General features: G+C 57.0%; 23 protein-coding genes. 15 read left to right on the top strand and 8 right to left on the bottom strand.

Translation table 11 applies throughout. The features are described 5' to 3' along the window. The first annotated feature begins 93 nt into the window (after positions 1–93). From AC2FLO_RS16090 to pdeM, 15 genes are all read left to right on the top strand, one after another. Complete coding sequence (locus tag AC2FLO_RS16090; protein WP_496753042.1) at positions 94–321, top strand: Flp family type IVb pilin; 228 nt, start codon at positions 94–96, stop codon at positions 319–321. A 304-nt stretch (positions 322–625) separates the two neighbouring features. Further along, positions 626–853 carry a hypothetical protein gene (locus tag AC2FLO_RS16085; protein WP_496716141.1) on the top strand — a complete coding sequence of 76 codons (228 nt, stop codon included), beginning with the start codon at positions 626–628 and terminating at the stop codon, positions 851–853. 292 nt (positions 854–1,145) lie between these two features. Then, positions 1,146–2,024: a Flp pilus assembly protein CpaB gene (gene cpaB / locus AC2FLO_RS16080; RefSeq protein ID WP_496753043.1), complete on the top strand. Its 879-nt coding sequence runs from the start codon at positions 1,146–1,148 to the stop codon at positions 2,022–2,024. A 193-nt stretch (positions 2,025–2,217) separates the two neighbouring features. Further along, complete coding sequence (locus AC2FLO_RS16075; RefSeq protein WP_496716139.1) at positions 2,218–3,624, top strand: type II and III secretion system protein family protein; 1,407 nt, start codon at positions 2,218–2,220, stop codon at positions 3,622–3,624. Between the two features lie 17 nt (positions 3,625–3,641). Continuing rightward, positions 3,642–4,274 carry an OmpA family protein gene (locus AC2FLO_RS16070; RefSeq protein ID WP_480518846.1) on the top strand — a complete coding sequence of 211 codons (633 nt, stop codon included), beginning with the start codon at positions 3,642–3,644 and terminating at the stop codon, positions 4,272–4,274. Positions 4,275–4,473: 199 nt separating this feature from the next. Then, positions 4,474–5,709, top strand: a complete 1,236-nt coding sequence (locus AC2FLO_RS16065; RefSeq protein ID WP_480586144.1) for a CpaE/TadZ family protein — start codon at positions 4,474–4,476, stop codon at positions 5,707–5,709. Between the two features lie 23 nt (positions 5,710–5,732). After that, positions 5,733–7,178 carry a TadA family conjugal transfer-associated ATPase gene (locus tag AC2FLO_RS16060; protein ID WP_480586141.1) on the top strand — a complete coding sequence of 482 codons (1,446 nt, stop codon included), beginning with the start codon at positions 5,733–5,735 and terminating at the stop codon, positions 7,176–7,178. An 11-nt stretch (positions 7,179–7,189) separates the two neighbouring features. Continuing rightward, complete coding sequence (locus tag AC2FLO_RS16055; protein ID WP_267363023.1) at positions 7,190–8,158, top strand: type II secretion system F family protein; 969 nt, start codon at positions 7,190–7,192, stop codon at positions 8,156–8,158. A gap of 10 nt (positions 8,159–8,168) precedes the next feature. After that, positions 8,169–9,149, top strand: a complete 981-nt coding sequence (locus tag AC2FLO_RS16050) for a type II secretion system F family protein (RefSeq protein WP_496753044.1) — start codon at positions 8,169–8,171, stop codon at positions 9,147–9,149. 9 nt (positions 9,150–9,158) lie between these two features. Next, positions 9,159–9,743 carry a tetratricopeptide repeat protein gene (locus AC2FLO_RS16045; protein ID WP_480586136.1) on the top strand — a complete coding sequence of 195 codons (585 nt, stop codon included), beginning with the start codon at positions 9,159–9,161 and terminating at the stop codon, positions 9,741–9,743. A gap of 29 nt (positions 9,744–9,772) precedes the next feature. Next, on the top strand, positions 9,773–10,624 hold the full coding sequence (locus AC2FLO_RS16040) for a tetratricopeptide repeat protein (RefSeq protein ID WP_496753045.1): 852 nt from the start codon (positions 9,773–9,775) through the stop codon (positions 10,622–10,624). A 3-nt stretch (positions 10,625–10,627) separates the two neighbouring features. Further along, positions 10,628–11,173 (top strand): prepilin peptidase, encoded by a 546-nt coding sequence (locus AC2FLO_RS16035; RefSeq protein ID WP_480586133.1) that lies wholly within the window; start codon positions 10,628–10,630, stop codon positions 11,171–11,173. A gap of 117 nt (positions 11,174–11,290) precedes the next feature. Then, positions 11,291–12,598 carry a DUF8689 domain-containing protein gene (locus tag AC2FLO_RS16030; RefSeq protein WP_209505546.1) on the top strand — a complete coding sequence of 436 codons (1,308 nt, stop codon included), beginning with the start codon at positions 11,291–11,293 and terminating at the stop codon, positions 12,596–12,598. Between the two features lie 40 nt (positions 12,599–12,638). Continuing rightward, positions 12,639–15,050: a ligase-associated DNA damage response DEXH box helicase gene (locus tag AC2FLO_RS16025; RefSeq protein ID WP_496753046.1), complete on the top strand. Its 2,412-nt coding sequence runs from the start codon at positions 12,639–12,641 to the stop codon at positions 15,048–15,050. Between the two features lie 40 nt (positions 15,051–15,090). Next, positions 15,091–15,753 carry a ligase-associated DNA damage response endonuclease PdeM gene (gene pdeM, locus AC2FLO_RS16020; protein ID WP_496753047.1) on the top strand — a complete coding sequence of 221 codons (663 nt, stop codon included), beginning with the start codon at positions 15,091–15,093 and terminating at the stop codon, positions 15,751–15,753. A 2-nt stretch (positions 15,754–15,755) separates the two neighbouring features. Here pdeM and AC2FLO_RS16015 read toward each other — a convergent pair whose 3' ends face one another. The 8 genes from AC2FLO_RS16015 to ybgF all read right to left on the bottom strand — a co-directional run bounded on the left by AC2FLO_RS16015 (position 15,756) and on the right by ybgF (position 24,623). After that, a complete protein-coding gene (locus AC2FLO_RS16015) occupies positions 15,756–16,349 on the bottom strand; it encodes a LytTR family DNA-binding domain-containing protein (protein ID WP_496753048.1) in 594 nt (197 codons plus the stop codon). Positions 16,350–16,734: 385 nt separating this feature from the next. Further along, complete coding sequence (gene folD / locus AC2FLO_RS16010; RefSeq protein WP_496753049.1) at positions 16,735–17,625, bottom strand: bifunctional methylenetetrahydrofolate dehydrogenase/methenyltetrahydrofolate cyclohydrolase FolD; 891 nt, start codon at positions 17,623–17,625, stop codon at positions 16,735–16,737. 51 nt (positions 17,626–17,676) lie between these two features. Beyond that, positions 17,677–17,982: a chorismate mutase gene (locus tag AC2FLO_RS16005; protein WP_480473724.1), complete on the bottom strand. Its 306-nt coding sequence runs from the start codon at positions 17,980–17,982 to the stop codon at positions 17,677–17,679. Positions 17,983–18,037: 55 nt separating this feature from the next. Further along, complete coding sequence (locus AC2FLO_RS16000) at positions 18,038–19,714, bottom strand: formate--tetrahydrofolate ligase (RefSeq protein ID WP_480586122.1); 1,677 nt, start codon at positions 19,712–19,714, stop codon at positions 18,038–18,040. A 144-nt stretch (positions 19,715–19,858) separates the two neighbouring features. Next, positions 19,859–20,455 (bottom strand): MOSC domain-containing protein, encoded by a 597-nt coding sequence (locus AC2FLO_RS15995; RefSeq protein WP_496753050.1) that lies wholly within the window; start codon positions 20,453–20,455, stop codon positions 19,859–19,861. 101 nt (positions 20,456–20,556) lie between these two features. After that, on the bottom strand, positions 20,557–22,473 hold the full coding sequence (gene ftsH / locus AC2FLO_RS15990; RefSeq protein WP_267367030.1) for an ATP-dependent zinc metalloprotease FtsH: 1,917 nt from the start codon (positions 22,471–22,473) through the stop codon (positions 20,557–20,559). Positions 22,474–22,548: 75 nt separating this feature from the next. Continuing rightward, positions 22,549–23,808, bottom strand: coding sequence for a tRNA lysidine(34) synthetase TilS (gene tilS, locus AC2FLO_RS15985; protein WP_496753051.1), 1,260 nt, complete (start codon positions 23,806–23,808; stop codon positions 22,549–22,551). Beyond that, positions 23,799–24,623, bottom strand: a complete 825-nt coding sequence (gene ybgF, locus AC2FLO_RS15980) for a tol-pal system protein YbgF (protein ID WP_496753137.1) — start codon at positions 24,621–24,623, stop codon at positions 23,799–23,801. The genes tilS and ybgF overlap by 10 nt, the downstream gene beginning before the upstream one ends. Positions 24,624–24,626: the final 3 nt, after the last annotated feature.

Genomic DNA, 24,626 nt, shown 5'->3' with positions numbered 1-24,626 from the left:
ATACCGAGACGGACATGAGCGGCCTGAGAGAGAAAGCTCTGAAGAACGCCGAGGTTTGTTAAACTCTTTTTGATCCTTTAGGAGGGACGTAACATGATCAAGTTCATCAAGAACTTCCGCAAAGACGAAGACGGCGCAGTAACAGTTGACTGGGTTGTTCTGACCGCTGCAGTCATCGGCCTGGCAGCCGTTGCATACCAGCAGATCTCGGCTGGCGCGACCGGCCTGGCAACAGACGTGAACACCGCTCTGAACGGCGCAACGCTGAGCACCGGCAGCAACACCACAACCGGCGGTATCACAGGTGCAGGCAGCAACTAAGCCTCTGGTTTAGCAAGATTTCGAGACCGCGCCTTCAGGTGCGGTCTTTTTTTGTTTCAGAAGTACCGGTACTTCTGAGGCAAAAATACAGGCTAATAGACATGACGCCGCCCGACACATCACGAGTGCCACCGAATTAGTCACGCCCTTTTCAGGTCTCACCGCAATAAGGAACACGTGAAAAAGTGCTGAATCTTAGATATCTTCACCAAAATCAACTTTTGGCCTGATTTCCGCCATCCGAACGAACCACTGTTGGGCGACGTTACGGGAAACACTGAATTGTCGTATTGGAGATATGTAGATGCTAAAGTTCCTTAATCGGTTCAAATCGAACGAAGCAGGAGCGGTGACCGTTGACTGGGTGGTTTTGACCGCAGTATTGATCGGTCTGTCAGGCGCGACCTACCTCGTCATCAGCTCAAGTGTTGATGGTATCGGCGGTAACATCAACCAAGCCATGAGTTCCTCTGTTGTCAGCACCGGCTCGAACACCGGGCCTGGCGGTCTCGTCACAGCGGGAACCAACTGAACCACAGCGAGTTTTCACATTCACCCACTTTCCTGAGCTTGTTGGTGAACGTGTCGGGCAAATAAACGCGGCGACTTTTTTGGGCGCGGCGTTTGTTTCGTTGTTCTTCGTCTGGCCTGCCGCAGGGAGATGACAGCAGTTGTTTTGCGGAATTGTGCGAAAGCTGACGCAGAATCTAACAAGCAGACATTTTTGTCCCACATTTCGACACAATTTACATTTAACACTTGGGCTGTTTCAAAGTGGCCCTTTGGCCGCTTAGTATTCGACTAAATAAGAAAGAGGTGCATGTATGCGAGCGGTATTCGGACTTGTCCTGATTGTCGGCGTTGCTCTGGCTGGGGGCGCCGTTTACATGGCGCGCAACTATATTGCGGCTTATCAAAGCGAACTGGCACGGCAGAAACAAGCGGCAGAAGAAGCGCTGGCCAATGCCAAAGTCGACGTCATTCCGACGGTAACTGTTTACGTTTCAAATCGTCCTCTGAAATACGGTGAACGCCTGACGCAAGAAGACATTCGCGCTGTAGACTGGCCGGAAAACGCGATTCCCGAAGGTACGTTCTCTGATCTCACTGCCTTGTTTCCCGAAAGTGGCGCCAATGAGCGTTATATTCTGAGGACCATGGAAAAAGACGAGGCGATTATGGAGGTCAAGATCACACGGCCAGGCGAATCGGCCGGGCTGACCTCGCGACTTGAAAAAGGTATGCGCGCCTTTGCGATTAGCGTCGACGTGGCCTCCGGTGTTTCAGGGTTCCTGCGCCCCGGCGACAATGTTGACATCTACTGGACCGGATCGAGCGGCACCGTCGAGGGCAATACCGGCGGCATCACCAAACTGATCGAAGCCAACGTTCAGCTCATCGCCGTCGACCAGACCGCTGGTTCGGACGTCGCAAGCGCAACGATTGCGCGCACAGTCACGGTCGCAGCCACGCCGGAACAGGTTGCTGCGTTGGCGCAGGCCCAAAACACCGGTCGCCTGTCACTGGCTCTTGTAGGGGTGCAGGATGACTCAGTTGCGTCGACAATCGAGGTGGATCAGCGCAAACTGCTTGGAATTACGGCAGCCGCACCGGAACCCGAAAAAGAAGTTGAACAGGTCTGCACGACGCGCATCCGACGCGGTGGCGAGATTGTCAACGTGCCTATCCCCTGTACAAATTGACGCCAATTCAGAGTGTTACAAGATCGGAGCCGCATCTCAGATGCGGCTCTTTTCTTGTTGTTGTTGCCAATTCTCCACATAAGGAAAATTCCAGAAACCATTGATTATTGCAATAAATTCGGATTTCGCGCAGTCTCTCTGCACATAGGGCATAAGACCCAAAAAACGAGGCGTGATCGGAGAGGCAGGTCACATGACAATACGTTCCTGGATCAGCGCAACCCTGCTGGGGTTGTCGCTTGTTATGGGCCCGGTCGGCGATGCCGCCTGGGCTGAATCCCTTCGCGTGGTAAAAAAGGGCACAGTGGAAACGCTGGAAGTTCCGATGAACCGCGCGATTGTTGTGGAAAGCGAACAACCGTTTGCAGAGCTCAGCATTGCCAACGCAGGCATTGCGGATATCTCTTCGCTTTCGGATCGCACAATCTATGTTTTGGGTAAGGCCCCTGGCCTGACCACGCTGACACTGTTTGATGGCGCAGGAAATCTGCTTGCCAACGTACGTGTCCGGGTCTCGCCCGATGTAACCGAATTTAAAGAGCGTCTGCGTCAGATCCTGCCAAGCGAGCAGATTGAAGTGCGCACCGCCAATGATGGCATCGTACTGTCCGGCACGGTTTCAAGCGCCGCCAAACTGGCCCGCGCACTTGAATTGGCTGAACGCTACGCGCCCGAACGTGTATCGAACCTGATGTCTGTAGGTGGCGTGCAGCAAGTGATGTTGAAAGTACGCTTTGCCGAGATGAATCGTACTGTTGCCAAAAACCTGACAGCGTCGCTTGGTTTCGGCGGCAGTGACGTTACCGGCGGTTTCAACACACTCAACAACCAGCTTTCGCTGAACAACGCTATCGCGAACAACATCCCAAACGTTCAAACAAATACAGGCGCGATTCTGTTTGGGTTTGGCGCGGGCTCGACGCAGGTTCGCTTGTTGCTGGAAGCGCTTGAAAGCAAGGGTTTGGCCCGCAGCCTAGCCGAACCAAATTTGTCTGCCCTGTCTGGGCAAGAAGCAACATTCCTGGCCGGCGGCGAAGTTCCGATTCCTGTACCACAGGATGATGGCGTCGTAGCTATTGAATATAAGGCTTTCGGGGTCGAGATGGACTTCATCCCACGTGTTGTGGATGGTAACCTGATCAACCTTGAAATGGGAACTGCCGTTTCCAGCATCGATCAAAGCTCGGACTTTACGATCAACGGCGATTCTGTTCCCAGCTTCATTACCCGTCGTGCGACGACCACGATTGAACTGCGCGATGGGGAAAGCTTTGCCATTGCGGGTCTGATTCAGGATGATTTTTCTGATCTCAGCAATCAGGTTCCGTGGCTGGGAGATGTACCGGTGCTGGGCGCATTGTTTCGCAGCGCGAACTATCAACGCGCTCAAAGCGAACTTGTGATAATCATCACGGCGCATCTTGTAACGCCGACACGCGGCGAGGCGCTAGCCCTTCCTACCGATCGTGTCAAACCGCCCAGCGAATTTGACCTGTTCGTGAATGGTCGGGTTGCTCGTACACAGCGTCCCGGAGCCGGCGGAGCATCCGAAGTTGCCAAACAGGACTTCGGCAGCTCGTACGGCTACGTCCTAGATTGATCAGGAGGATAGGACCAATGCAGAAGTGGATCATCACACTGGGTCTTACGGTCGCCGTTGCCGCATGTACGCGCGAGGCCGGATACGAGATCGATGCCGGAACCTTCGGAAACGCGACATTGAACAATATACAGGTTCAAAACGGCGAGTTGACATATGCTCAGATTCTCGGTCGCAGATTTGCCGCAGATGTGCCCAGTCAAGTGAACTTTGCCTTCAACAGTTCGCAACTGGACGCATCAGCTCAACGCATTCTGCTGCAGCAAGCTGACTGGATCAAACAGTTCCCCGAAGCTAGGTTCCGGGTTTACGGACATACGGATGCCGTAGGCTCAACAAGCTACAACAAGAGTCTTGGGATGCGCCGCGCACAAGCGGTAGTCGCATTCCTTGAACGGCAAGGAATCTCGCGTTCACGTCTTGAAGCCGTTGTATCCTTTGGAAAAACGCAGCCGTTGATCGCGACACCGAATCGGGACCGCCGCAACCGCCGGACTGTAACGGAAGTTTCTGGCTTTGTTGACCGTCACCCGCAACTGCTGGACGGCAAATACGCCAACGTCATTTATCGCGAATACGTTGAAAGCGCGACGTGGAAGAGCACGATTGAACAGGTGACCGCGACAGACGCATCTGATGCGGGTGAATAATATACGCGAAATGGGCGACATCGTCGCCCATTTCCCTACAATTGGTTCTTTTGCGCCCAATTCTTGCCCAACTTCAGAGCAACTTTGTGAACAATAGGGTGACCTGCGGCCAAATTTGACCGTATTGGGGCGACAGCACATCAATCTGGCGGAATTCGTTCATATGACATGCTGAGCCCTCACGACGAGGATAGTGTTTATGACCAGCGCAACGCCGCAAGACGAAACTTCTGCAATCCTGGCCTGCACCATAAGCCGGGATGTCCAGAATTTTGATCTCTTGATCGAAGACATGGAAACCATTCTGGGCGAGCGCTGGGGCGACTTGGGCTTTGCCGAAGCGCTGGCCTTTTTTAGCCAACCAGAAGCCGAAGCGCTTGAATTCGTTGCATTGGCAATCGACGGGGAAGATGAAGACAACCTGTCATTGATGGGTGAAATCATCACAAGGGCCAAGGAAAAGAAGATCAAGGTCGTCTTGATCGCCGAGGACGTCACACCTGCTTCGCTCCACCAATTGCTGCGCAAGGGCGCGGACGAATTTGTCCCCTACCCGCTTCCGGAAGGTGAATTGCAGGAAGCGGTAGAACGCATGAAGCAGCCCGATCCGGTTGTCATGGCGCAAGCCGCGGCTGTTCCATTGGCAAATGGCGAATCAAAGGAAGGCGCGCTGTTCGTCGTTCAGGGACTGGCCGGTGGCGTGGGATCCACGACTTTGGCGGTAAACCTGGCCTGGGAACTGGCCTGTGCATCGGACAAGGATGCCCCGTCCGTCTGTCTGATCGATCTGGACCTGCAATACGGCACGGTTTCAACCTATCTGGACCTGGCACGCCGCGAGACGGTGTTTGAAATGCTGTCCGATACGGATTCGATGGACAGCGAGGTTTTCTCACAAGCTCTTCAAACTTATGAAGAAAAACTTCAGGTCCTGACTGCACCATCCGATATGGTGCCATTGGATCTGATTACCCCCGAAGACATCCAGCGCGTGATTGACATGGCGCGCACGCATTTCGACTATGTGATTGTGGATATGCCCAAGACGCTGGTCTTGTGGTCGGAAACGGTCTTGCAGGCGGCGCATGTTTATTTTGCGATGATCGAGCTTGATATGCGATCGGCTCAGAACGCCCTGCGCCTCAAACGCGCGTTGCAGGCCGAAGAACTGCCCTTCAACAAGCTGCGCTTTGCGCTGAACCGGGCCCCAAAATTCACCGATTTGAATGGAAAAAGCCGCGTGAAACGCATGGGGGAAAGCCTTGGCATCTCAATTGATCTGCTGCTGCCTGATGGGGGCAAACCTGTCATGCAAAGTGGCGACCATGGTTTGCCGCTGGCCAATTCAGCCGCCAAGAACCCGCTTCGCCGGGAAATCGCGAAGCTGGCCAAATCACTTCACAGCCTTGGCAGCAGCAGCGCTGAAGCTGCGTAACATCATCCCAAGGGGGGATCGCCGTGTTCTCAAGATATAAAAAACAGCCGGCAGCGCAGCCCGTCAAAGCGGCAGCACAGCCGGTCGAAACAGCGGCACCCGCCGCGCAAGCTGCCCCCACCCCTGCAGCAACGGCCGTCGCACGCAGACCTCAGAAGAAAGCCGCCGAGGTTGCCGGGGCCGATCGTGATCGAAAACGCAAAGAGCGGCTGAGTGAGATCAAAATCGAACTGCATCGCGAGTTGCTGGAGAACCTGAACCTGGCGGCTTTGGAAACCGCAGCCGAAGCGGAGCTACGGGCCGAAATTAGCGCAATCGCCAGCGAAGTTCTGGAAACCAGAAACATCGTTCTGAATCGCGACGACCGATCGCAGCTGAACAAAGAACTTTATGACGAAGTAACAGGCCTTGGCCCGCTTGAGACGCTGCTGCAGGACGATAGTGTCAACGATATTCTGGTCAACGGACCGCATCAGATTTTCGTGGAACGTGCCGGTAAGCTGGAAATCAGCGACATCACGTTCAAGGATGAAAAGCACCTGATGCGGATCATCGATAAGATCGTGTCCGCGGTAGGCCGTCGAGTCGATGAATCCAACCCCTATGTTGACGCCCGACTGGCCGATGGATCGCGATTCAACGCCATGGTGCCCCCTATCGCGGTTGATGGGTCTCTGGTTTCGATTCGTAAATTCAAAAAAGACAAGCTTGGTATCGATGATCTGGTCAATTTTGGTGCGTTCACCGAGGAAATGGCTGCCTATTTGCAAGCTGCCGTGTCGACCCGACTGAACGTTATCGTGTCGGGCGGTACCGGTTCCGGTAAAACGACTACGCTCAACGCTCTGTCCAGCTTTATCGACGATGCCGAACGCATCCTGACCATCGAGGATACAGCGGAACTTCAGCTGCAACAGACGCATGTGGGCCGGATGGAAAGCCGACCGCCCAACGTGGAAGGCAAAGGTGAGGTCAGTCCGCGCGACTGTCTGAAGAACGCCTTGCGTATGCGACCTGACCGCATCATCGTCGGCGAGACACGCGGCGCCGAGGTGATCGATATGTTGCAGGCCATGAACACTGGCCACGACGGTTCGATGACCACGATCCACGCGAACTCCGCTCGGGATGGGATTTCACGCCTGGAAAACATGATCGCGATGGCCGGCATCGAAATGCCCATTAAGGCCGTCCGCAGCCAGATCGCAAGCGCTGTGAACCTGATCGTTCAGGCCAGCCGATTGCAGGACGGTTCGCGCCGGATGACCTCGATCACCGAAATTACCGGTATGGAAGGTGACGTGATTTCAATGCAGGAAATCTTTCGTTTTCAACGTGTTGGCCTGACACCTGACAACAAGATCATCGGTCACTTTACGGCAACTGGTGTGCGCAGCCACTATTCGGAACGCTTCCGTCTGTGGGGGTTTGATCTGCCCGCATCCATCTACGACCCAACCACAATGTAGGAGAACCGGGTATGCAATTGCCTATGGAGGCGATCATCTATGTCGCCATCTTTGTGGGGGTTCTTGCCCTGGTCGAGGGCATCTATCTGGTTGCGTTCGGCAAATCCATCAGCCTGAACAGCCGGGTCAACCGGCGTCTGGACATGCTGGAAAAGGGTGCCGGGCGCGAACAGGTTCTGGAGCAGCTGCGCAAGGAAATGCAGCAGCACATGAAATCACAGAGCATTCCTCTGTATTCGCTGCTTGCTGACAAGGCTCAAAAAGCCGCCATTGCGTTTTCACCCCGTCAGCTGATCATGATCATGGCTCTGGTCTCGGCCATGGCATTTGTCGGTCTGAGCATCGGTACCGCGACGGATACGGCGCTGCGCATCGCGATTTCAATCGCCATCGGTATTGGCGGTGTTTACGCTTGGGTGAACCACAAGGCCAAGAAACGTATGGGCATGATCGAAGAGCAACTGCCTGACGCAGTTGAGCTGATGGTGCGTTCGCTTCGTGTGGGTAATCCTTTCGTTTCGACAATTCAGGTTGTTTCCAACGAAGTTCAGGATCCGCTGGGAACCGAGTTTGGTATTATCGCGGATGAATGCGCCTATGGGCGCGATGTGGGCGAGGCGCTCAAAGATATGGCCGAACGTCTGGACATGCAGGATCTTCGGTTCCTCGCGGTTGCTGTGGGTATTCAGCAGCAGTCCGGTGGTAACCTGGCTGAAATTCTGGCTGGATTGGCACAGGTGATCCGCGCGCGGTTCCGCCTGTTCCGGCGCGTCAAGGCGATCACGGCCGAAGCCCAATGGTCAGGTAAGTTCCTGTCTGGCTTCCCAATTGCGTGTCTGATTTTCATCCTGGTCAAGGATCCGGGGTATTATGACGAAGTGTTGGATCATCCCTGGTTCATCCCTGCGTGTTTCGTTGTCGGCATTTTGCTGACACTGAACCTGATCGTCATGAAGATCATCACCAACATCAAGGTCTGAGGGCAGCACAATGGAATTTCTGACCAACATCAATGACCTGCTGACCCAACACCTGGGTGAGTTCGGCCCCCTGATCATGGTGGGTGTACTTGGCCTGATCATGGTTCTTGTCGCTGTCTCACTGATCATGAGCCAGCCGGAAGATCCTCTGAAAAAGCTTCAGCGGTCGAATGCGGCGCCCCGGGCGACGAAAAAAAGCAAGAAAGAGCAACTGCGTAACTCCAGCCGCAATGAGCAGCTTGAGAAATTCGCGACTTTCCTGGAGCCGAAAAACGAAGAAGAGTATTCGGCGGTTGAACTGAAGCTGCGTCAGGCGGGATACCGGTCAAAAGATGCGGTCCGGTTCTTTCACTTTGCGCAGTTTTCGCTGGGTATCATTGGTATCGTTGTCGGTGTTCTGCTGATTACGGTCCTGTCAAACGGTCAGGAATTCACCGGCCAACAGATGATAATTCGGGTATTCGTGCCAGCCGCAATCGGTTATTTCGCGCCGAAATACTGGATCACGCGCCGGGTCGAAGCACGCAAAGAGGCGATTACCGCAGGCTTTCCAGATACGCTTGACCTGATGCTGGTCTGTGTTGAGGCCGGACAATCACTGGACCAGGCCATCGTGCGCGTGTCCGGTGAAATGAAATCCTCCTACCCAGATATTGCTCAGGAATTCGAAACCGTCGCACACGAGATGAAAGCCGGTAAGGACAAAGACACTGTTTTGCGCGATTTCGGAGTGCGCTGCGGCGTACAGGACGTGAACTCATTCGTCACCGTGATGATCCAGTCGGCGACTTTCGGTACATCCATTGCCGAGGCATTGCGGGTTTACGCCTCAGAGATGCGTGACAAACGCGTGATGCGCGCCGAAGAGGCTGCGAACAAGTTGCCTACCAAGATGACTCTTGTCACAATGATGCTGACAGTTCCGCCACTGCTGATCATTCTGGTCGGCCCGTCGGCGAATGTCATTTCGACTTTCGGGCGCGCAGGATGATAAACCCCTATGAAAGCTGAATTCTGGTGCTTCCCTTCCGGGTTTCGCCGAATACTTAAGGCCACCGTGGTTTGCACCATGGTGGCTTCTTGCACAGAAGGCCTGTCGCCGAACGGCCTGGATGCGCCGGGAGTTGATCCCAGGGGACAAGCAGAAGACAATATCGAGGTCGGAAACCGGCTGATGGCTGCCGGTGAATACGAACTGGCGCTTGATACCTTTACGCGCGCCGCGCTGGACCAAGGTATGACGACACAGGTCCTGACCTCTCTGGGTACGGCCAATCTTGGGTTGCGGCGTTTAGGGCAGGCTGAGAAATTGCTGCGCCGCGCCGTGGAAGGCGATCCGGATTGGCCTGTTGCATGGAATAATCTGGGCGTTCTGCTGATGGAGAAACAGGAGTACCCCGAAGCGGCGCAGGTCTTTCAACGGGCTTACGCGCTGGACAATGGCGAAAGTGACGCAATCCGCGACAATCTGCGCTTAGCACTCGCAAAAATGGAAAATCCTGTTAATAATATCCCGCAAGAACAACAAGAATTTACACTGGAGCAGCTTGGCGACGGGCAATTCGCGCTACGCAAAATCCAGTAATCGAGGCAAGAGCAGTAAAGGACGCAAAAATGCGCCAGCAATTCTTGATTCCGGCAGTTATTGTCAGCGGTCTGATCCTTTCGGCCTGTGCAAAGGAAACCGAAGAGGAAAAGGTGGAACGGACGTTTCAGGAAGTGAACGTCATTGACGAAACCAACCTGAACGATGTGTTGTTGAGTGCCGCCGACCCGAATGAGGCGGTGACGTATTTCCACGGTGCCACACTCAAGAACCCTGATCGCATCGACCTTCAGCGCGGATTGGCAATATCCTTGGGACGCGCAAAACGCACCACCGAAGCGGCAGCAGCGTGGAAGCGCGTGACGACAATGAAGGGTACGAACGCCGCAGACAAGGTCGAGTATGCCGATGCGCTGGTGCGAAATGGCGACTGGTCTCAGGCCAAAACCGTTCTGGATTCGGTTCCCCCAACATTCGAAAACTTCAAACGCTACCGTCTTGAGGCGGTGGTCGCGGATTCCCGGAAAGAGTGGAAGCGGGCTGATCATTTCTATGAAACGGCCGTTGGGCTGACCACCCGCCCGGGCAGCGTGATGAACAATTGGGGGTATTCGAAACTAACCCGTGGCCAGTATGCCGAGGCCGAACGCCTGTTTACCGACGCAGTCCGTCAGGACAGCTCTTTGTTCACTGCCAAGAACAATCTGGTGCTGGCCCGGTCAGCGCAGGGCAACTATAGCCTTCCTGTGGTGCCGATGACCCAGGTTGAACGAGCGCTACTGCTGAATACGATGGGTATTTCCGCAGTCAAACAAGGCGACGTAGAAACCGCGAAAAACCTGTTCCGCGAGGCTATTGCCACTCATCCGCAGCATTTCGATGAAGCGGTTCGCTCGCTTCGCGCGCTTGAAGAGGCCTGACACATGCAAATCCCCGCTGCGGCGGCGGCATGGTTCCTGCCCTTCTTACTGCCGATCTGCTTTTACGTGGCCTTCACGGATATGCGTGAGATGCGGATCAAGAACCATGCGGTTGTTGCCCTGGCGCTGATTTATGTCGTGGTCGGGCTGATTGCCATCCCGCCCTGGTCCACCGGTGCGGTCAGCGGTCATCTGTTGCTGATCAATGTGTCGATGCCAATCTACTTCTGGCACCTTCTGCATATCCCTGTTGTATTGATTTTCGGCATTCTTCTGAACGCGTCAGGAGCAATGGGCGCAGGTGACGCGAAGTTTCTTGCCGCGTCCGCGCCATTTGTCTGGCTTGGCGATCTAAAGCTGGTGCTTCTTATTCTGACCGCCTGTATTCTGGCTGCCGTGGTCACGCACCGTTTGGCGAAAATCACAAAGTTGCGCACCATTGCGCCACATTGGGAAAGCTGGGATCGGGGCAAACAGTTCCCCATGGGTTTCGCACTGGGTGGCTCGCTGGCCATGTATCTGATTCTGGGTACTGTTCTCGGTTCGTAAACTATCATCAGCGCGCCTTGCCGCTGCCTTTGTCCCGCCACAAAGCTGGGTCACTTTTCCTTCAAGTCGCCCTTATTCGGGCAGTTGGCGTTACAATTTGACGAACGAGCACCGCGCATGAATATGCAGACTTCCTCTGTTATGGCCCCCCCTGCCCCGAAGGGGTTAGGCGAAATGAAGCTTCCGCTGGTGATGATGCGGGATATTTTGCTGAAGACCATATTCCGCAAGAATGCGAGCACAGTGTCAGAAGTTTCTGCGGCCATATGTCTGCCCGGCGCTGTCACGCAGGAACTGATCGATATCGCGCGCGAACAAAAATTGCTTGAGGCTACGGGGACGCTGAACGCCAACAGTGGCAACGAGATGGGATATCAGCTGACTGATGCCGGCAAGGCCCGCGCACTGGATGCCCTCAGCCAGTCCGAGTATTTCGGTGCGATGCCCGTGCCACTGGATGTCTATCGCGAGCAGGTCAAGCGCCAGTCGATCCGCAACATTCAGGTCACGCGCGACCAGTTGACCAATGCCATGGGCCATCTGGTTCTGCCCGACAGCTTGCTGGATCATCTGGGCCCGGCGGTCAGCGCAGGCCGGTCGATCCTGATGTATGGCCCGCCGGGCAACGGTAAATCGTCCATCTCGAACGGCATTCGCGATGCGTTGGGGGACAATGTCTATGTACCCTATGCCATCGAATATGCGGGGCAGGTGATCACAGTCTACGACCCGATCGTGCATACCGCGATCGAGCAGGAGGCCGACGACCCGAACAGCCTGCGCCGCCGCAAACGGTTCGACTCACGCTACGTACAGTGTGAACGCCCGACCGTGGTCACCGGCGGTGAACTGTCGCTTAGTATGCTGGACCTGGTCTACAACCCCACGGCAAGAACCTATCAGGCACCGCTTCAGCTGAAATCCACCGGCGGCATCTTTATCGTGGACGACCTTGGCCGTCAGGCCGAACCGCCGCAGGCGCTGGTCAACCGCTGGATTGTTCCACTGGAAGAGAACAAGGATATCCTTGGCCTGCAATCGGGTGAGAAATTCGAAGTTCCGTTTGATACGTTGGTCATTTTCTCGACCAACTTCCACCCGAACGAGATCTTTGACCAGGCGGCCCTGCGCCGGATCTTCTTCAAGATCAAGATCGACGGCCCGAATCAGGAAAATTTCCTGAAGATTTTCGCCATGGTTGCGCGCAAACGCGGGATGCCGCTGGATGAGGCGGCGCTGGTGCATTTGCTGAAGGTCAAGTACCCGACCATCAACAATATCTACGCCAACTATCAACCGATCTTCCTGATCGACCAGATGATCTCGATCTGCGAGTTCGAAGGCATCCCCTATCAGATGAGCCCGGAACTGATCGACCGGGCTTGGGCCAACATGTTCGTCAAAGACGAGAAAATCGTCAAATAACGCCGTGCCATTACCACTCCGGGGCGGGTAGTCTGCGTTCATGACGCAGATTCCCGCACGGATTGCCACTTGGTTTTCCACCAAAAGCTGGTCCATCCACCCGCATCAGCAAGAGATGTTCGACCGCGCATGCAGCCCGGCGACACTGCTGATTGCGCCCACCGGTGGCGGCAAGACCATGGCCGGGTTTCTGCCGTCGCTGGCTGAACTTGCGGATGCTGATCACAATGGATTGCACACAATCTATGTCTCGCCGCTCAAGGCGCTGGCAGCGGATATCAAACGTAACCTGCGCACCCCGGTGGATGAGATCGGTCTGCCTATTCGGATCGAGGATCGCACCGGTGACACCTCGGCCACGCAAAAGAAACGCCAACGGGCCGATCCGCCCCACATCCTGCTGACCACACCGGAAAGTCTGGCGTTGCTGACCTCGTACGAGGATGCGCCGCGTATGTTTGAAGGGGTACAGCGGATCATCGTCGATGAAATCCACGCACTGGCTGAAAGCAAGCGCGGGGATCAGCTGATGCTGGCGCTGGCACGTCTGCAACGCCTCAATCCCGATCTGCGCCGCGTCGGGCTATCGGCGACGGTGGAAGATCCTGTTGCGATTGCCCGCTTTCTGGCCCGCCATCCTGATCCCTGCCAGATTGTACAGGCCGACCCCGGCCCGGACCCGGATATCCGAATGCTGGAAACGCCACAGATGCCACCCTGGTCTGGTGGTGGCGCGGCTTATGCCATCCCAGCTGTGCTGGAGCAGATCAAGCATCACAAGACCACGTTGATCTTTCACAATACGCGCGCCCAGGCCGAGATATTCTTTCACAATCTTTGGCTGGCCAATGATGACGGTCTGCCCATCGGTATCCATCACGGCAGTCTGGACCGACAACAGCGCGAGCGGGTCGAGGCGGCGATGGTTCGGGGGGACTTACGCGCCATCGTCTGCACCGGTTCGCTGGATCTGGGCATCGATTGGGGGGATGTCGATCTGGTGATCCAGATCGGCGCGCCAAAGAATGTCAAACGGCTGGTGCAAAGGATCGGACGGGCCAACCACCGCTATAACGCACCTTCCAAGGCGCTTTTGGTGCCTGCCAATCGCTTCGAAGTGGTCGAATGCGTCGCCGCGCTAGAGGCCGCCAAAGCCCATGAATTGGATGGGGAACCCCGCGGTCGCGGCCCGCGCGATGTTTTGTGCCAGCATATCCTGATTGCCGCCTGCGCCGGGGCGTTTAACGCAGATGATCTGTATGCCGAGATGACATCCGCCGGGCCTTACGCTCTACTGACGCGGGCCGAGTTTGACGCCTGCCTGAATTTCTGCGCCACCGGCGGCTATGCTCTGCAAGCCTATGATCGTTGGCAAAGGCTGCAACACCGCGCCGACGGGCAATGGCAGCTGCGCGACCCGCGCGCCGCATCGCGAATTCGTATGAACCTGGGCACTATTCAGGACACGGATACGCTCAAGGTTCGTCTGAAACGCAACCGGGGCGGCAAACCCTTGGGTGAGGTGGAAGAAGCGTTCGCTGCCTCGCTGACACCCGGCGACACTTTCCTGATCGGCGGGCAAATCGTGCGGTATGAGGGGCTGCGCGAGATGGTGGTCGAAGTCACGCGGCGCGCTGACCGAAAGCCAAAGATTGCGACCTTTTCGGGCACGAAATTCGCAACCTCAACGCAACTCAGCGACCGCATCCTGAACATGTTCGCCCAACAGGGCTGGCCACAGCTTCCCCCTCATACGTCTGAATGGCTGGATTTGCAGCGCCAGATGTCCCGCCTGCCCCAGCGTGATCGGCTGCTGATCGAGAGCTTTCCCAGCGACGGGCGTGAACATCTGTGCGTCTACGGATTCGCTGGGCGCAACGCGCAACAAACACTGGGCCTGCTGCTGACCAAACGGATGGAGGAAACCGGTTTGGCCCCGCTGGGGTTTGTCGCCACGGACTATGCCACGTTGATCTGGGGTCTGGACGCGGTTACCGATCCCCGCCCATTGCTTCAACCCGATGCCCTGCGCGACGGGCTTGACACCTGGCTGGCAGGCAACGCCGTTATGAAGCGCACGTTTCGTGCATCGGCCACCATTGCCGGTCTGATCGAACGCAACATGGCAGGGCAGCGCAAAAGCGGGCGGCAGGCTACGTTTTCGTCGGACATCCTGTATGACACCTTGCTGAAATACGATCCCGATCACCTATTGATGCAGATCACCCGCGAAGAAGCCATGCGCGGGCTTGTCGATTTCGGTCGGATCGAAACAATGCTGGCCCGAATTGGCGACAGAATTGATCTGGTGCGGCTCGAGCGTGTCTCGCCCCTGTCAGCGCCTCTGTTTCTGGAGGTTGGCAAAGTGCCGGTGAAAGGCAGTGCCGAAGAAAGGCTTCTGGCGGAGGAAAGCGCGCGTCTGCTGCAAGCGGCGGGGTTGGATCAGCTTTGATCTGCTTGCGCCGGGCTCTGAAACAGGCCAAGAACGTATCATGAACGAATTTGGGTTTCCCTTTGCAGGTCAGCGCCTGTGTGCTTTGCCTTCCGGTGCGCTTTGGTGGCCAGACGAGAACCTGCTGTGCGTGTCGGACCTGCATCTGGGCAAATCCGAGCGCGTGGCGCGGAGTGGTGGGCCTTCGCTTCCGCCTTATGACAGCCGCGAAACGCTGGACCGCCTGAAGGACGACCTGGGGCATACGAACGCCAAAACCGTTGTATGTCTGGGCGACAGCTTCGATGATCTTGAGGCTGCCCGGGCGCTGCCAAAATCAGAAATGCTAAGGATCGCGACCTTACAGTCCGGACGTCAGTGGATCTGGATTGAGGGGAACCACGATCCCGGTCCTATTGAGCTGGGGGGAACCCATTTATTCGAATGGCACCGTGACCCGCTTGTTTTCCGTCATATCGCGCAGGATCCCGCGCGAGGAGAAGTTTCCGGCCATTACCATCCAAAAGTCCGGATCAGGGTCAAGGGACGTCATATTTCACGCCCCGCCTTTCTGCTGAACGATCATCGCCTGATACTTCCGGCATATGGCACCTTTACCGGGGGACTGCGCAGTTCGGATCATGTGCTGTCGGCACTCATGGGATCGCAGGCGATGGCGATTCTCACAGGTCCGCATCCGCATATGATGCCAATGCCACAATAGGTTCAGATCAGGCCGTCCTGTTCCAGCATCGGCTTGTATTTCCGGCTGACCGGAACCAGATCGCCATTGACCAGTTTCAGAAAGGTTTTGCTGCCTTCTCTTTCGACACTTGCAATGGATGCGTCGATGACCCAATGCGAACGGTGCGAACAATGACCCGGGACAGGCTCCATCTCGGCGATTGCATCTGTGAAACGCGACCGAAGCGTGAAGGTGCCTTCTGAGGTGACAACATCTACGTTGTGATCCCGAACAGTCAGGCGATAGATCTGCCCGTTGAACCTGGGCGGCAAGCGTTTGACAAGGCGTGGTTTTTCAGGATCGGATTCAGTATTGGCCGAGGCATTCAGGTCGTTACGCTGAACAAGCATCAAGCCTGTCGCGAACAAAGCGCCGTACACGACAACCCGTTCGGTATCTGGCACCATACTTCCACCAAGGATGTAAAGTGCCCAGGCTAGCATCCACAAAGAAGGCGTGAACAACGCCACGGTCAAGACAACATATGTCAGGTCCCGTGCCAGAAGGTTCAGAAGTGCAAAATTCTTCTGCATCAGCTTTCGGACCAGCCCGGTCACCGTCAGAGCAAGGAGCATTACACCGGCCCAGAATACAAGCCGCAGTCCAAATGAAAGGTCAGAGTCAAGAAAGGGTGGAAACGCATATGCAAGTAAAGGAAGAAAGGCCAAACCCGCTGCCACACGCTGCGGTGAAAATGCCTTCTGGATTATACTTATTTTAGACGTCATACCGCTTTTGTGCATGAATTAGCATAGCTCAACCCGAATGCCTCAGACACAATAGTGTCTTCACCTGTAACCAACTGGGAATACAGGGATATCATGAATTGTTCGGCTGTCAAACCCATTCAGGCTGCTTTGCCCATGCTCCCATGGGGCGGTCTGGGGGCGGTTTGGCTGGAACCTTGCCTGCCAAAAAAAGGGGACCGGTCCGACGGATACGCTCCGGCCCCCGTGTTTATCAGGCGGTCAGGCCTTCTGGTTCTGGGAGTTTGTTTGCGCGGCAGCAGGCGGTGAGGGTGTTGGCCAGCAGGCAGGCGATGGTCATGGGGCCGACGCCGCCGGGGACCGGGGTGATGGCGCCGGCGCGTTCGGCAGCGCTGGCATAGTCGACGTCGCCGACCAGCTTGGTCATGCCATCCCGCTCGATGCGGTTGATGCCCACGTCGATCACGGTGGCGCCTTCCTTGATCCAGTCGCCAGGCACCATCTCGGGGCGGCCGACAGCGGCCACGACGATATCGGCGCGGCGGACCACATCCGGCAGATCTTTGGTGCGCGAATGCGCGATGGTCACGGTGCAGCTGTCCCCCAGCAGCAGCTGCGCCATCGGCTTGCCCACGATGTTCGAGCGACCGATGACAACCGCATCCATGCCCGACAGCGACCCGTGGTGATCGCGCAGCATCATCAGGCAGCCCAGCGGGGTGCAGGGCACCATCGATTTCTGACCGGTGCCCAAAAGGCCCACGTTCGAGATATGGAAACCGTCCACATCCTTGGCCGGATCGATCGAATTGATCACCAGATCCTCGTTCAGGTGCTTGGGCAGCGGCAACTGGACCAGAATGCCATGCACCGCCGGGTCGGTGTTCAGTTTGTCGATCAGCGCCAGCAGCTCTGCCTCCGAGGTCTCCGCATCCAGCTTGTGCTCATACGAGTTCATGCCGACTTCGACGGTCATCTTGCCCTTCGAGCGGACATAGACCTGGCTGGCCGGATCCTCGCCCACCAGAACCACGGCCAGGCCGGGGGTGATGCCGTTTTCCTCTTTCAGCTTTGCAACCTGATCGGCCACCTGCGCGCGCACTTTGGCGGCAAAGGCCTTCCCGTCGATAACCTGCGCTACCATCCTTTGGTCCCTTCTTTCAAAACCCAAACGGGCGCAGAACGCGCCCGGTCTTTACTCGGGGCCGAGCACACGTTCCTCACGTGCAATCGACCAGTCAATCAGAATGCGCCAGAGCGTTTCGGACAAATCGGGGTCCATCCCCGCCGCCTGCGAACTGGCGCGCACCTTTTGCACCACATCCTCGACCCGGTCCGGGATGCGGGCGGGCAGGCCCTCGCCCGGCTTCAGCTCAGACGCGCGGTCGATATAGCTTGCGCGCCTCACCAGCATCCCGATCAGCTGGCGGTCCAGCCTGTCGATCTGAACCCGCAGATCCCGCATCGAATGGCAGTCCTGCGGCGGTGTCAGAGTGGGCATCATCGTCTCCTCATGGCCCGGGGGTCCCGGACCACGAGATGTCTTATTCAGCGGCTTAGAACAAGCCCTCGATCTCACCTGCGTCATTGAGGCAGATGGTTTCCGCGGCCGGTTTGCGGGGCAGGCCCGGCATGGTCATGATCTCACCGCAGACAACCACGATAAAGCCCGCGCCCGCGCTCAGGCGGACTTCACGCACCGGCACCGAATGGCCGGTGGGCGCGCCCCGCAAGCTCGGGTCGGTCGAGAAGCTGTACTGGGTTTTCGCCATGCAGACCGGCAGGTTGCCATACCCCGCAGCTTCCCATTCTTTCAGCTGCGTGCGGATCTTGTTGTCGGCCAGAACCTCGTCGGCGCGGTAGATGCGCTTGGCGATGGTCTCGATCTTCTCAAATAGCGGCATCTCGTCGGGGTAGATCGGCGCGAAGTTCGCAGAACCCCCTTCGACGATTTCCACAACCTTGCGGGCCAGATCGGCAGACCCTTCCGAGCCCAGTTCCCAGTGGCGCGACAGAACCGCCTCGACCCCGTGAGAGGAACAATAATCCTTCACCGCCTGAACCTCGGCATCGGTGTCGGTGACAAAGTGGTTGATGGCGACAACAACCGGCACACCGAACGACTTCACGTTCTCGATATGGCGGCCCAGGTTGGCGCAGCCCGCCTTGACCGCATCGACATTCTCGGCGCCCAGATCGGCCTTGGCGACACCGCCATTCATCTTCATCGCCCGCACGGTGGCAACCAGAACCACGGCAGAGGGCGCAATGCCCGCCTTGCGACACTTGATGTTCATGAACTTCTCGGCACCCAGATCGGCGCCAAAGCCCGCCTCGGTCACCACATAGTCAGCCACTTTCAGCGCGGTCTTGGTGGCAATGACCGAGTTGCAGCCATGCGCGATGTTGGCGAACGGGCCGCCATGGACAAAGGCCGGGTTGTTTTCCAGCGTCTGCACCAGGTTCGGCTGCATCGCGTCTTTCAGCAGAACGGTCATCGCGCCTTCGGCCTTGATGTCGCGGCAGTAGACCGGGGTCTTGTCGCGGCGATAGGCCACTATGATGTCACCCAGACGCTTTTCCAGATCCTTCAGGTCGTTGGCCAGACACAGGATCGCCATGACCTCGGACGCCACGGTGATGTCAAAACCTGTTTCGCGCGGGAACCCGTTCGACACGCCGCCCAGGCTGGCAGTAATCTGGCGCAGGGCGCGGTCGTTCATGTCAACCACACGACGCCATGCGACCCGGCGGGTGTCGATCTCGCATTCATTGCCCCAGTAGATGTGGTTGTCGATCATCGCCGACAGCAGCGAATGGGCCGAGGTGATCGCGTGGAAATCGCCGGTGAAGTGCAGGTTCATCTCTTCCATCGGAACAACCTGCGCATAGCCGCCCCCCGCAGCGCCGCCCTTCATGCCGAAGTTCGGACCCAGCGAGGCCTCGCGGATACAGATCATCGCATTCTTGCCGATCCGGTTCAGACCGTCACCCAGACCAACCGTTGTGGTCGTCTTGCCTTCACCCGCAGGCGTCGGGTTGATCGCAGTCACCAGCACCAGCTTGCCGTCCTCACGACCCTGCACCGAGTTGATGAACTCCTGGCTCACCTTCGCCTTGTCATGCCCATACGGCAAAAGATCATCACTGGATATTCCAAGCTTCGCGCCGATCTCCTGGATCGGCTTCTTATTCGCTTCACGCGCAATTTCGATGTCGGATTTATAGCTCATTGGCCGGGGTCCTTGATTGAATACCGTGCAAAACCGACGTCTAACGTCGGCGCTACGCATTCCATACCCTTGTGTACAATCTGATTAGCCATGGATTCCGACATTCTGGCGTCGCGAAGCGTCGTCAGGTCACTTCATCGGTAACTAATCGGAAACCTGCATATTTTCAGGGCTCCAGGCAGGCTGGTCCGGAACAAAGAGCTTGAGGTGATCGCCCAGTTGAATGCGCCCGGGACGTTCGACCCAGCCCGTGACACCCCGGCGTCCGACGGCAGCAGGTTTAAACCCTGCACCATACCCCTGATGATCCGCTTCGATTTCGCGACCGGGCAATACGCAGGGTGCGTTTTCCATATCCACAGTGATCGTCAGCCCGTTGACCGCCTGAAGACGCGAGGACGGCGGAATGTGCGAGAAATCCGGAATACCTTTCAACACTATGGATGCGCCCAGATAAGACGGGTCAAGCTGGTCCAGCCCCATGTTCTGCGCGATCTGCTGCAACTCTTCCAAGGACAGCACCGACAGTTGACGAACATTGCGGATTTCAGTGCCCTTGGGATAGAGATTCGAGACCCGAACACAGGACGCACGGTTCAGACCTTCGTGCCGTTCGCCTTTCACGCCCTCAAACCCAAGATCCAGCAACTCAACGGGCTTGGCACGAAGCGATTCGCCGGCAGGAACAAGGCCCAGCCAAAGAACTTCGGCTGCAAATTCGGTTTCCCGCAAAAACGGCATACGTGCTTCCCTTCCCATTGGTGCCTGCCAGCGCATAATGCCCAGTAACGCTCTGATGGAAAGATAAAAAAAACCCGGGGCAGAGCCCGGGTTCTTGCTGATTATGCTGTCGGTTCAGGTTCCATCCCACCCTCAGGCGGTGATTTCTTCGCCTTGGTCTTGGGGATGGCTGTCACGCTGGGCGCACTGCCCTCGTCTGACTTGTCGTTCCGGTCATCACTGTCGCCGGGCGACTCCCCGTTCATGACGCGTTTGATTTCGTCACCTGTCAGTGTTTCGTATTCCAGCAAACCTTGGGCCAGACGCTCCCATTCCTCGTTCTGATCAGTCAGAATCTTGTGCGCCTGTTCATAGCCTTGCTGGATCAAGCGCTTTACCTCTTCTTCAATCAGTTCCTTGGTATGAGCCGATACCGAGAACCCGGCAGTATTGCCCTGGTATCCCTCATGCGCCTCGGCATAGTCGATATTGCCGACCTTGTCCGACATACCCCAGCGCATCACCATGGCGCGTGCCAGTTGGCTGGCCTGCATGATGTCCCCGGCAGGACCGTTCGACACGTGATCTTCGCCATACTTGATGACTTCGGCAGCTTTACCCGCCATGGTCATCGCCAGCTTTTGTTCGCACTCATCCCGGTGATAGTTCAGGCGATCCATTTCCGGCAGCGAAACCACCATACCCAGCGCACCCCCGCGAGGTATGATTGTCGCCTTGTAGACCGGATCGCACATCGGCAGTGACAGACCAACAACAGCATGACCTGCTTCGTGATAGGCTGTTTTTTCCTTCTGATCCTGCGTCAGCACCATCGAGCGGCGCTCGGCCCCCATCATCACCTTGTCCTTGGCGTTTTCAAAATCTTCCATGGTGACAAAGCGACGACCCACGCGTGCGGCCATCAACGCGGCCTCGTTCACGAGGTTGGCCAGATCCGCACCCGAGAAGCCGGGCGTACCGCGCGCGATGATGCGCAGATCGACATCGGGGCCCAGCGGCGTCTTGCGTGCGTGAACGCCCAGAATTTTCTCGCGGCCCTTGATGTCCGGGTTGCCGACTGTGACCTGACGGTCGAACCGGCCCGGTCGCAGCAGCGCAGGGTCCAGAACATCCTTGCGGTTTGTCGCCGCCAGAATGATTACACCTTCGTTGGCCTCAAACCCGTCCATTTCGACCAGCAACTGGTTGAGCGTTTGTTCCCGCTCGTCATTGCCGCCACCATACCCGGCGCCGCGATGACGACCCACAGCGTCAATCTCATCGATAAACACGATACAGGGCGCGTTCTTTTTCGCCTGCTCGAACATGTCACGCACGCGGGACGCACCCACACCAACGAACATTTCGACAAAATCCGAACCCGAGATGGTAAAGAACGGCACGCCCGCCTCACCCGCAATGGCACGGGCCAGAAGCGTCTTACCGGTACCCGGAGGGCCAACCAGCAGCGCGCCCTTGGGAATCTTGCCACCAAGGCGGCTGAACTTCTGCGGGTTGCGCAGGAATTCGACAATCTCTTCCAGCTCTTCCTTGGCCTCGTCGATACCGGCAACATCGTCAAAGGTCACGCGACCATGCTTTTCGGTCAGCATCTTGGCCTTGGACTTGCCAAAGCCCATCGCGCCACCTTTGCCGCCGCCTTGCATCCGATTCATGAAATAGACCCAGACACCGATCAGCAGCAGGAAAGGCAGCAGCGTGATCAGGAACGACTGAAAGCCTGATTGCTGTTGTTTTACGGCCTGAACGGGAATGTTTTCCTCGATCAGAAGCTTGGTCACTTCGGCGTCGCCGGGTTTGATCGTGACATAGCTGGCACCGCTTTGCAGGGTATAGCGAATCTGTTCACCATCCAGGGTCACGTTCTTGACTTCACCGCTTTGGACGGCACCGACAAAGTCGGAATAGGTTTTCTCGTTGCTCTGAAGCGTTCCGCCCGGTCCACTGAACAGATTGAACAGTGCAAGGATGAGCAGGAACAAAACGACCCAAAACGCGATATTGCGAGCGTTGCCCAAGGAAATTCTCCTAAAAGTTCCGGCAGGTGAGACGCTGCCAAGTTACCTCTTAAAATAGAGAGGATTGTCGTATGTTCAATGCGATAAAAAAGATGCGTGGAACTCGGGCCAATCTGACGCAAGCCTGGCATGCCAGCCATTCGCGAGACCCGCAAGCGGGGCGGCCAGCACGCTGTCCGCAATCCAAACCGCAGGCGTCGCCGTCAACGCTATTCTGGGACGCCCGGTTGCACGCCACTCGGGCACCTGTTGCAACCCCTCACCGCCCAAAGCGCGGATTTCTGCGCCCATCATTGCCGGTCCGCTGAGCCGCCATTTGCCATCCCACACAGCACCGAGCGCCGCGATCTGAGATTTCACGGCATTAAATTCCCTGCAAATCCAAACACTCCCGCCTTGTGGAACAATCAGACAACCGCCCACTGACCCCGATTGCCCATTCGCAACGGCATCCATCGCCTGATCCACTGCCGCCTGACGCGGGGGATAACCCGACCCGGCAATCCACGAGAGGATTCCCAGCAGCACACGACGCCGAATCTCAAGGGGCAACGCGGCAAATCCGGCCCGGTTCACCCTCACGTCACTTTGATCCACCTGCGCCACGGACCCTGCGGATTCTTGCGTACAGAGGCCAAGTGCCGTGTGTGCCTGCGCCAGATTATCCGCCACGCGGGACAATGAAAGCGCATCAATTCCCAAAGGTTCCAGCCCACCCAAAGCTTCGCGCGCCTTGATCCGATCGAAACGGGCATCCTGATTCGAAGGATCGTCCACCCATGCTACGCCAGCCTCAGTCAGATAGGAGCGCAGCTGTTCACGGGTGATCCCCAGCATCGGACGCAGCAACGTCAGACCCCGCTGTTTCCGAATAGCCGACATGCCGGACAGGCCCGTGACCCCGGATGATCGGCCCAACCTCATCAGCAGTGTTTCCGCCTGATCATCTGCGGTGTGGCCCAGCGCAATGGCATCGATTCTGCGGCCCTTCGCCCATTCGGATAACAAATCATATCGCGCCTGACGTGCCCGGTCCTGCAAGTTGCCGGTACCGTCCCATCCCGACCAACGCAGCGCATCATGAGACATCCCCAACGCAGCCGCCTGCCGGGATACCGTTTCGGCCTCGCACGCGGACTCGGGGCGCAATCCGTGGTCGACCGTGGCAACGAAAAGGGTGATGGCCTCATCCTGCGCCACCTGATGCAAAAGATGCATCAAGGCGACGGAATCCCCGCCTCCCGAAACGGCAATCCCCAACTTGCGCGGAAGTGTTTCCGGTAGCCGGGCGCGCAGGTCTGAAAGTAGTTTGCCGGAGTGATGGTTCAAGTACATCCCAACGCGGTCATCTCCTGCGTAGCGCTCGAAAACTCTGGCGCAGAAGGAAAGCGTACTCCGACCTCATTAAGCGTGATGCAGGCCTGATCGATCTGTCCCAAACGGCCGAGCGCCGCGCCCAGTTCGTACAGCGCCTCGGGTGCAAACGCGCCCTCGGAATCACCCGTGAAGCTGGCCAGAAATGCCCGGGCCGCTTCGCGTGTGTCGCCAATCCCTTCTAGGGCATGACCGCGTTTCAGGTTGGCTTCGGGCGCCAGCGGACTGCCGGGATAGCTTGTTTCAAACTGCGCAAACAACGTGGCAGCAGTCTGGAAATCGCCATCGGCCAACGCTTGCGAGGCAGCATCAAAATCAGCACGCTCACCTATGGCAAGTTCACCATTATCGGTCGCCGTTGGCGTTTCGATACTTGTTGGTCCGGTTATCACAGTGGCCGTGTCACCACCCAATGTCGAGGTCTCACCCAACGTCGACAAATCGCCGCCTTCCAGTTCAACCAGCCGGAACTCAAGGTCACCGATACGGTTGGTGCCGTCGGTGACAATGTTCTGCACCCGCTGGTTCAATTGCTCGGTCTGGCGGGTCAGGCGCTGCAATTCGGCCTCGATGGCATCCACCCGTTCAAGGACCGAACTGCCGGACAGGTTTGGTGCGGGTGAACCCGTAGTGGAAAACTCGCGTTTCAAACGCTGAATTTCCACATGTAGCACCGTCAGTTCCTGACGGATGTCCGCAAGGGTCTGTTGATCCTGTGCCTGTGCTACACCAGCCGTCGCCACAACCGCCGCCAAAACCCATCCTGCAATGCGCATCAT

It is taken from the genome of Ruegeria sp. TASC047 (assembly GCF_059612445.1).
This window is presented reverse-complemented; position numbering and strand designations above follow the sequence as displayed.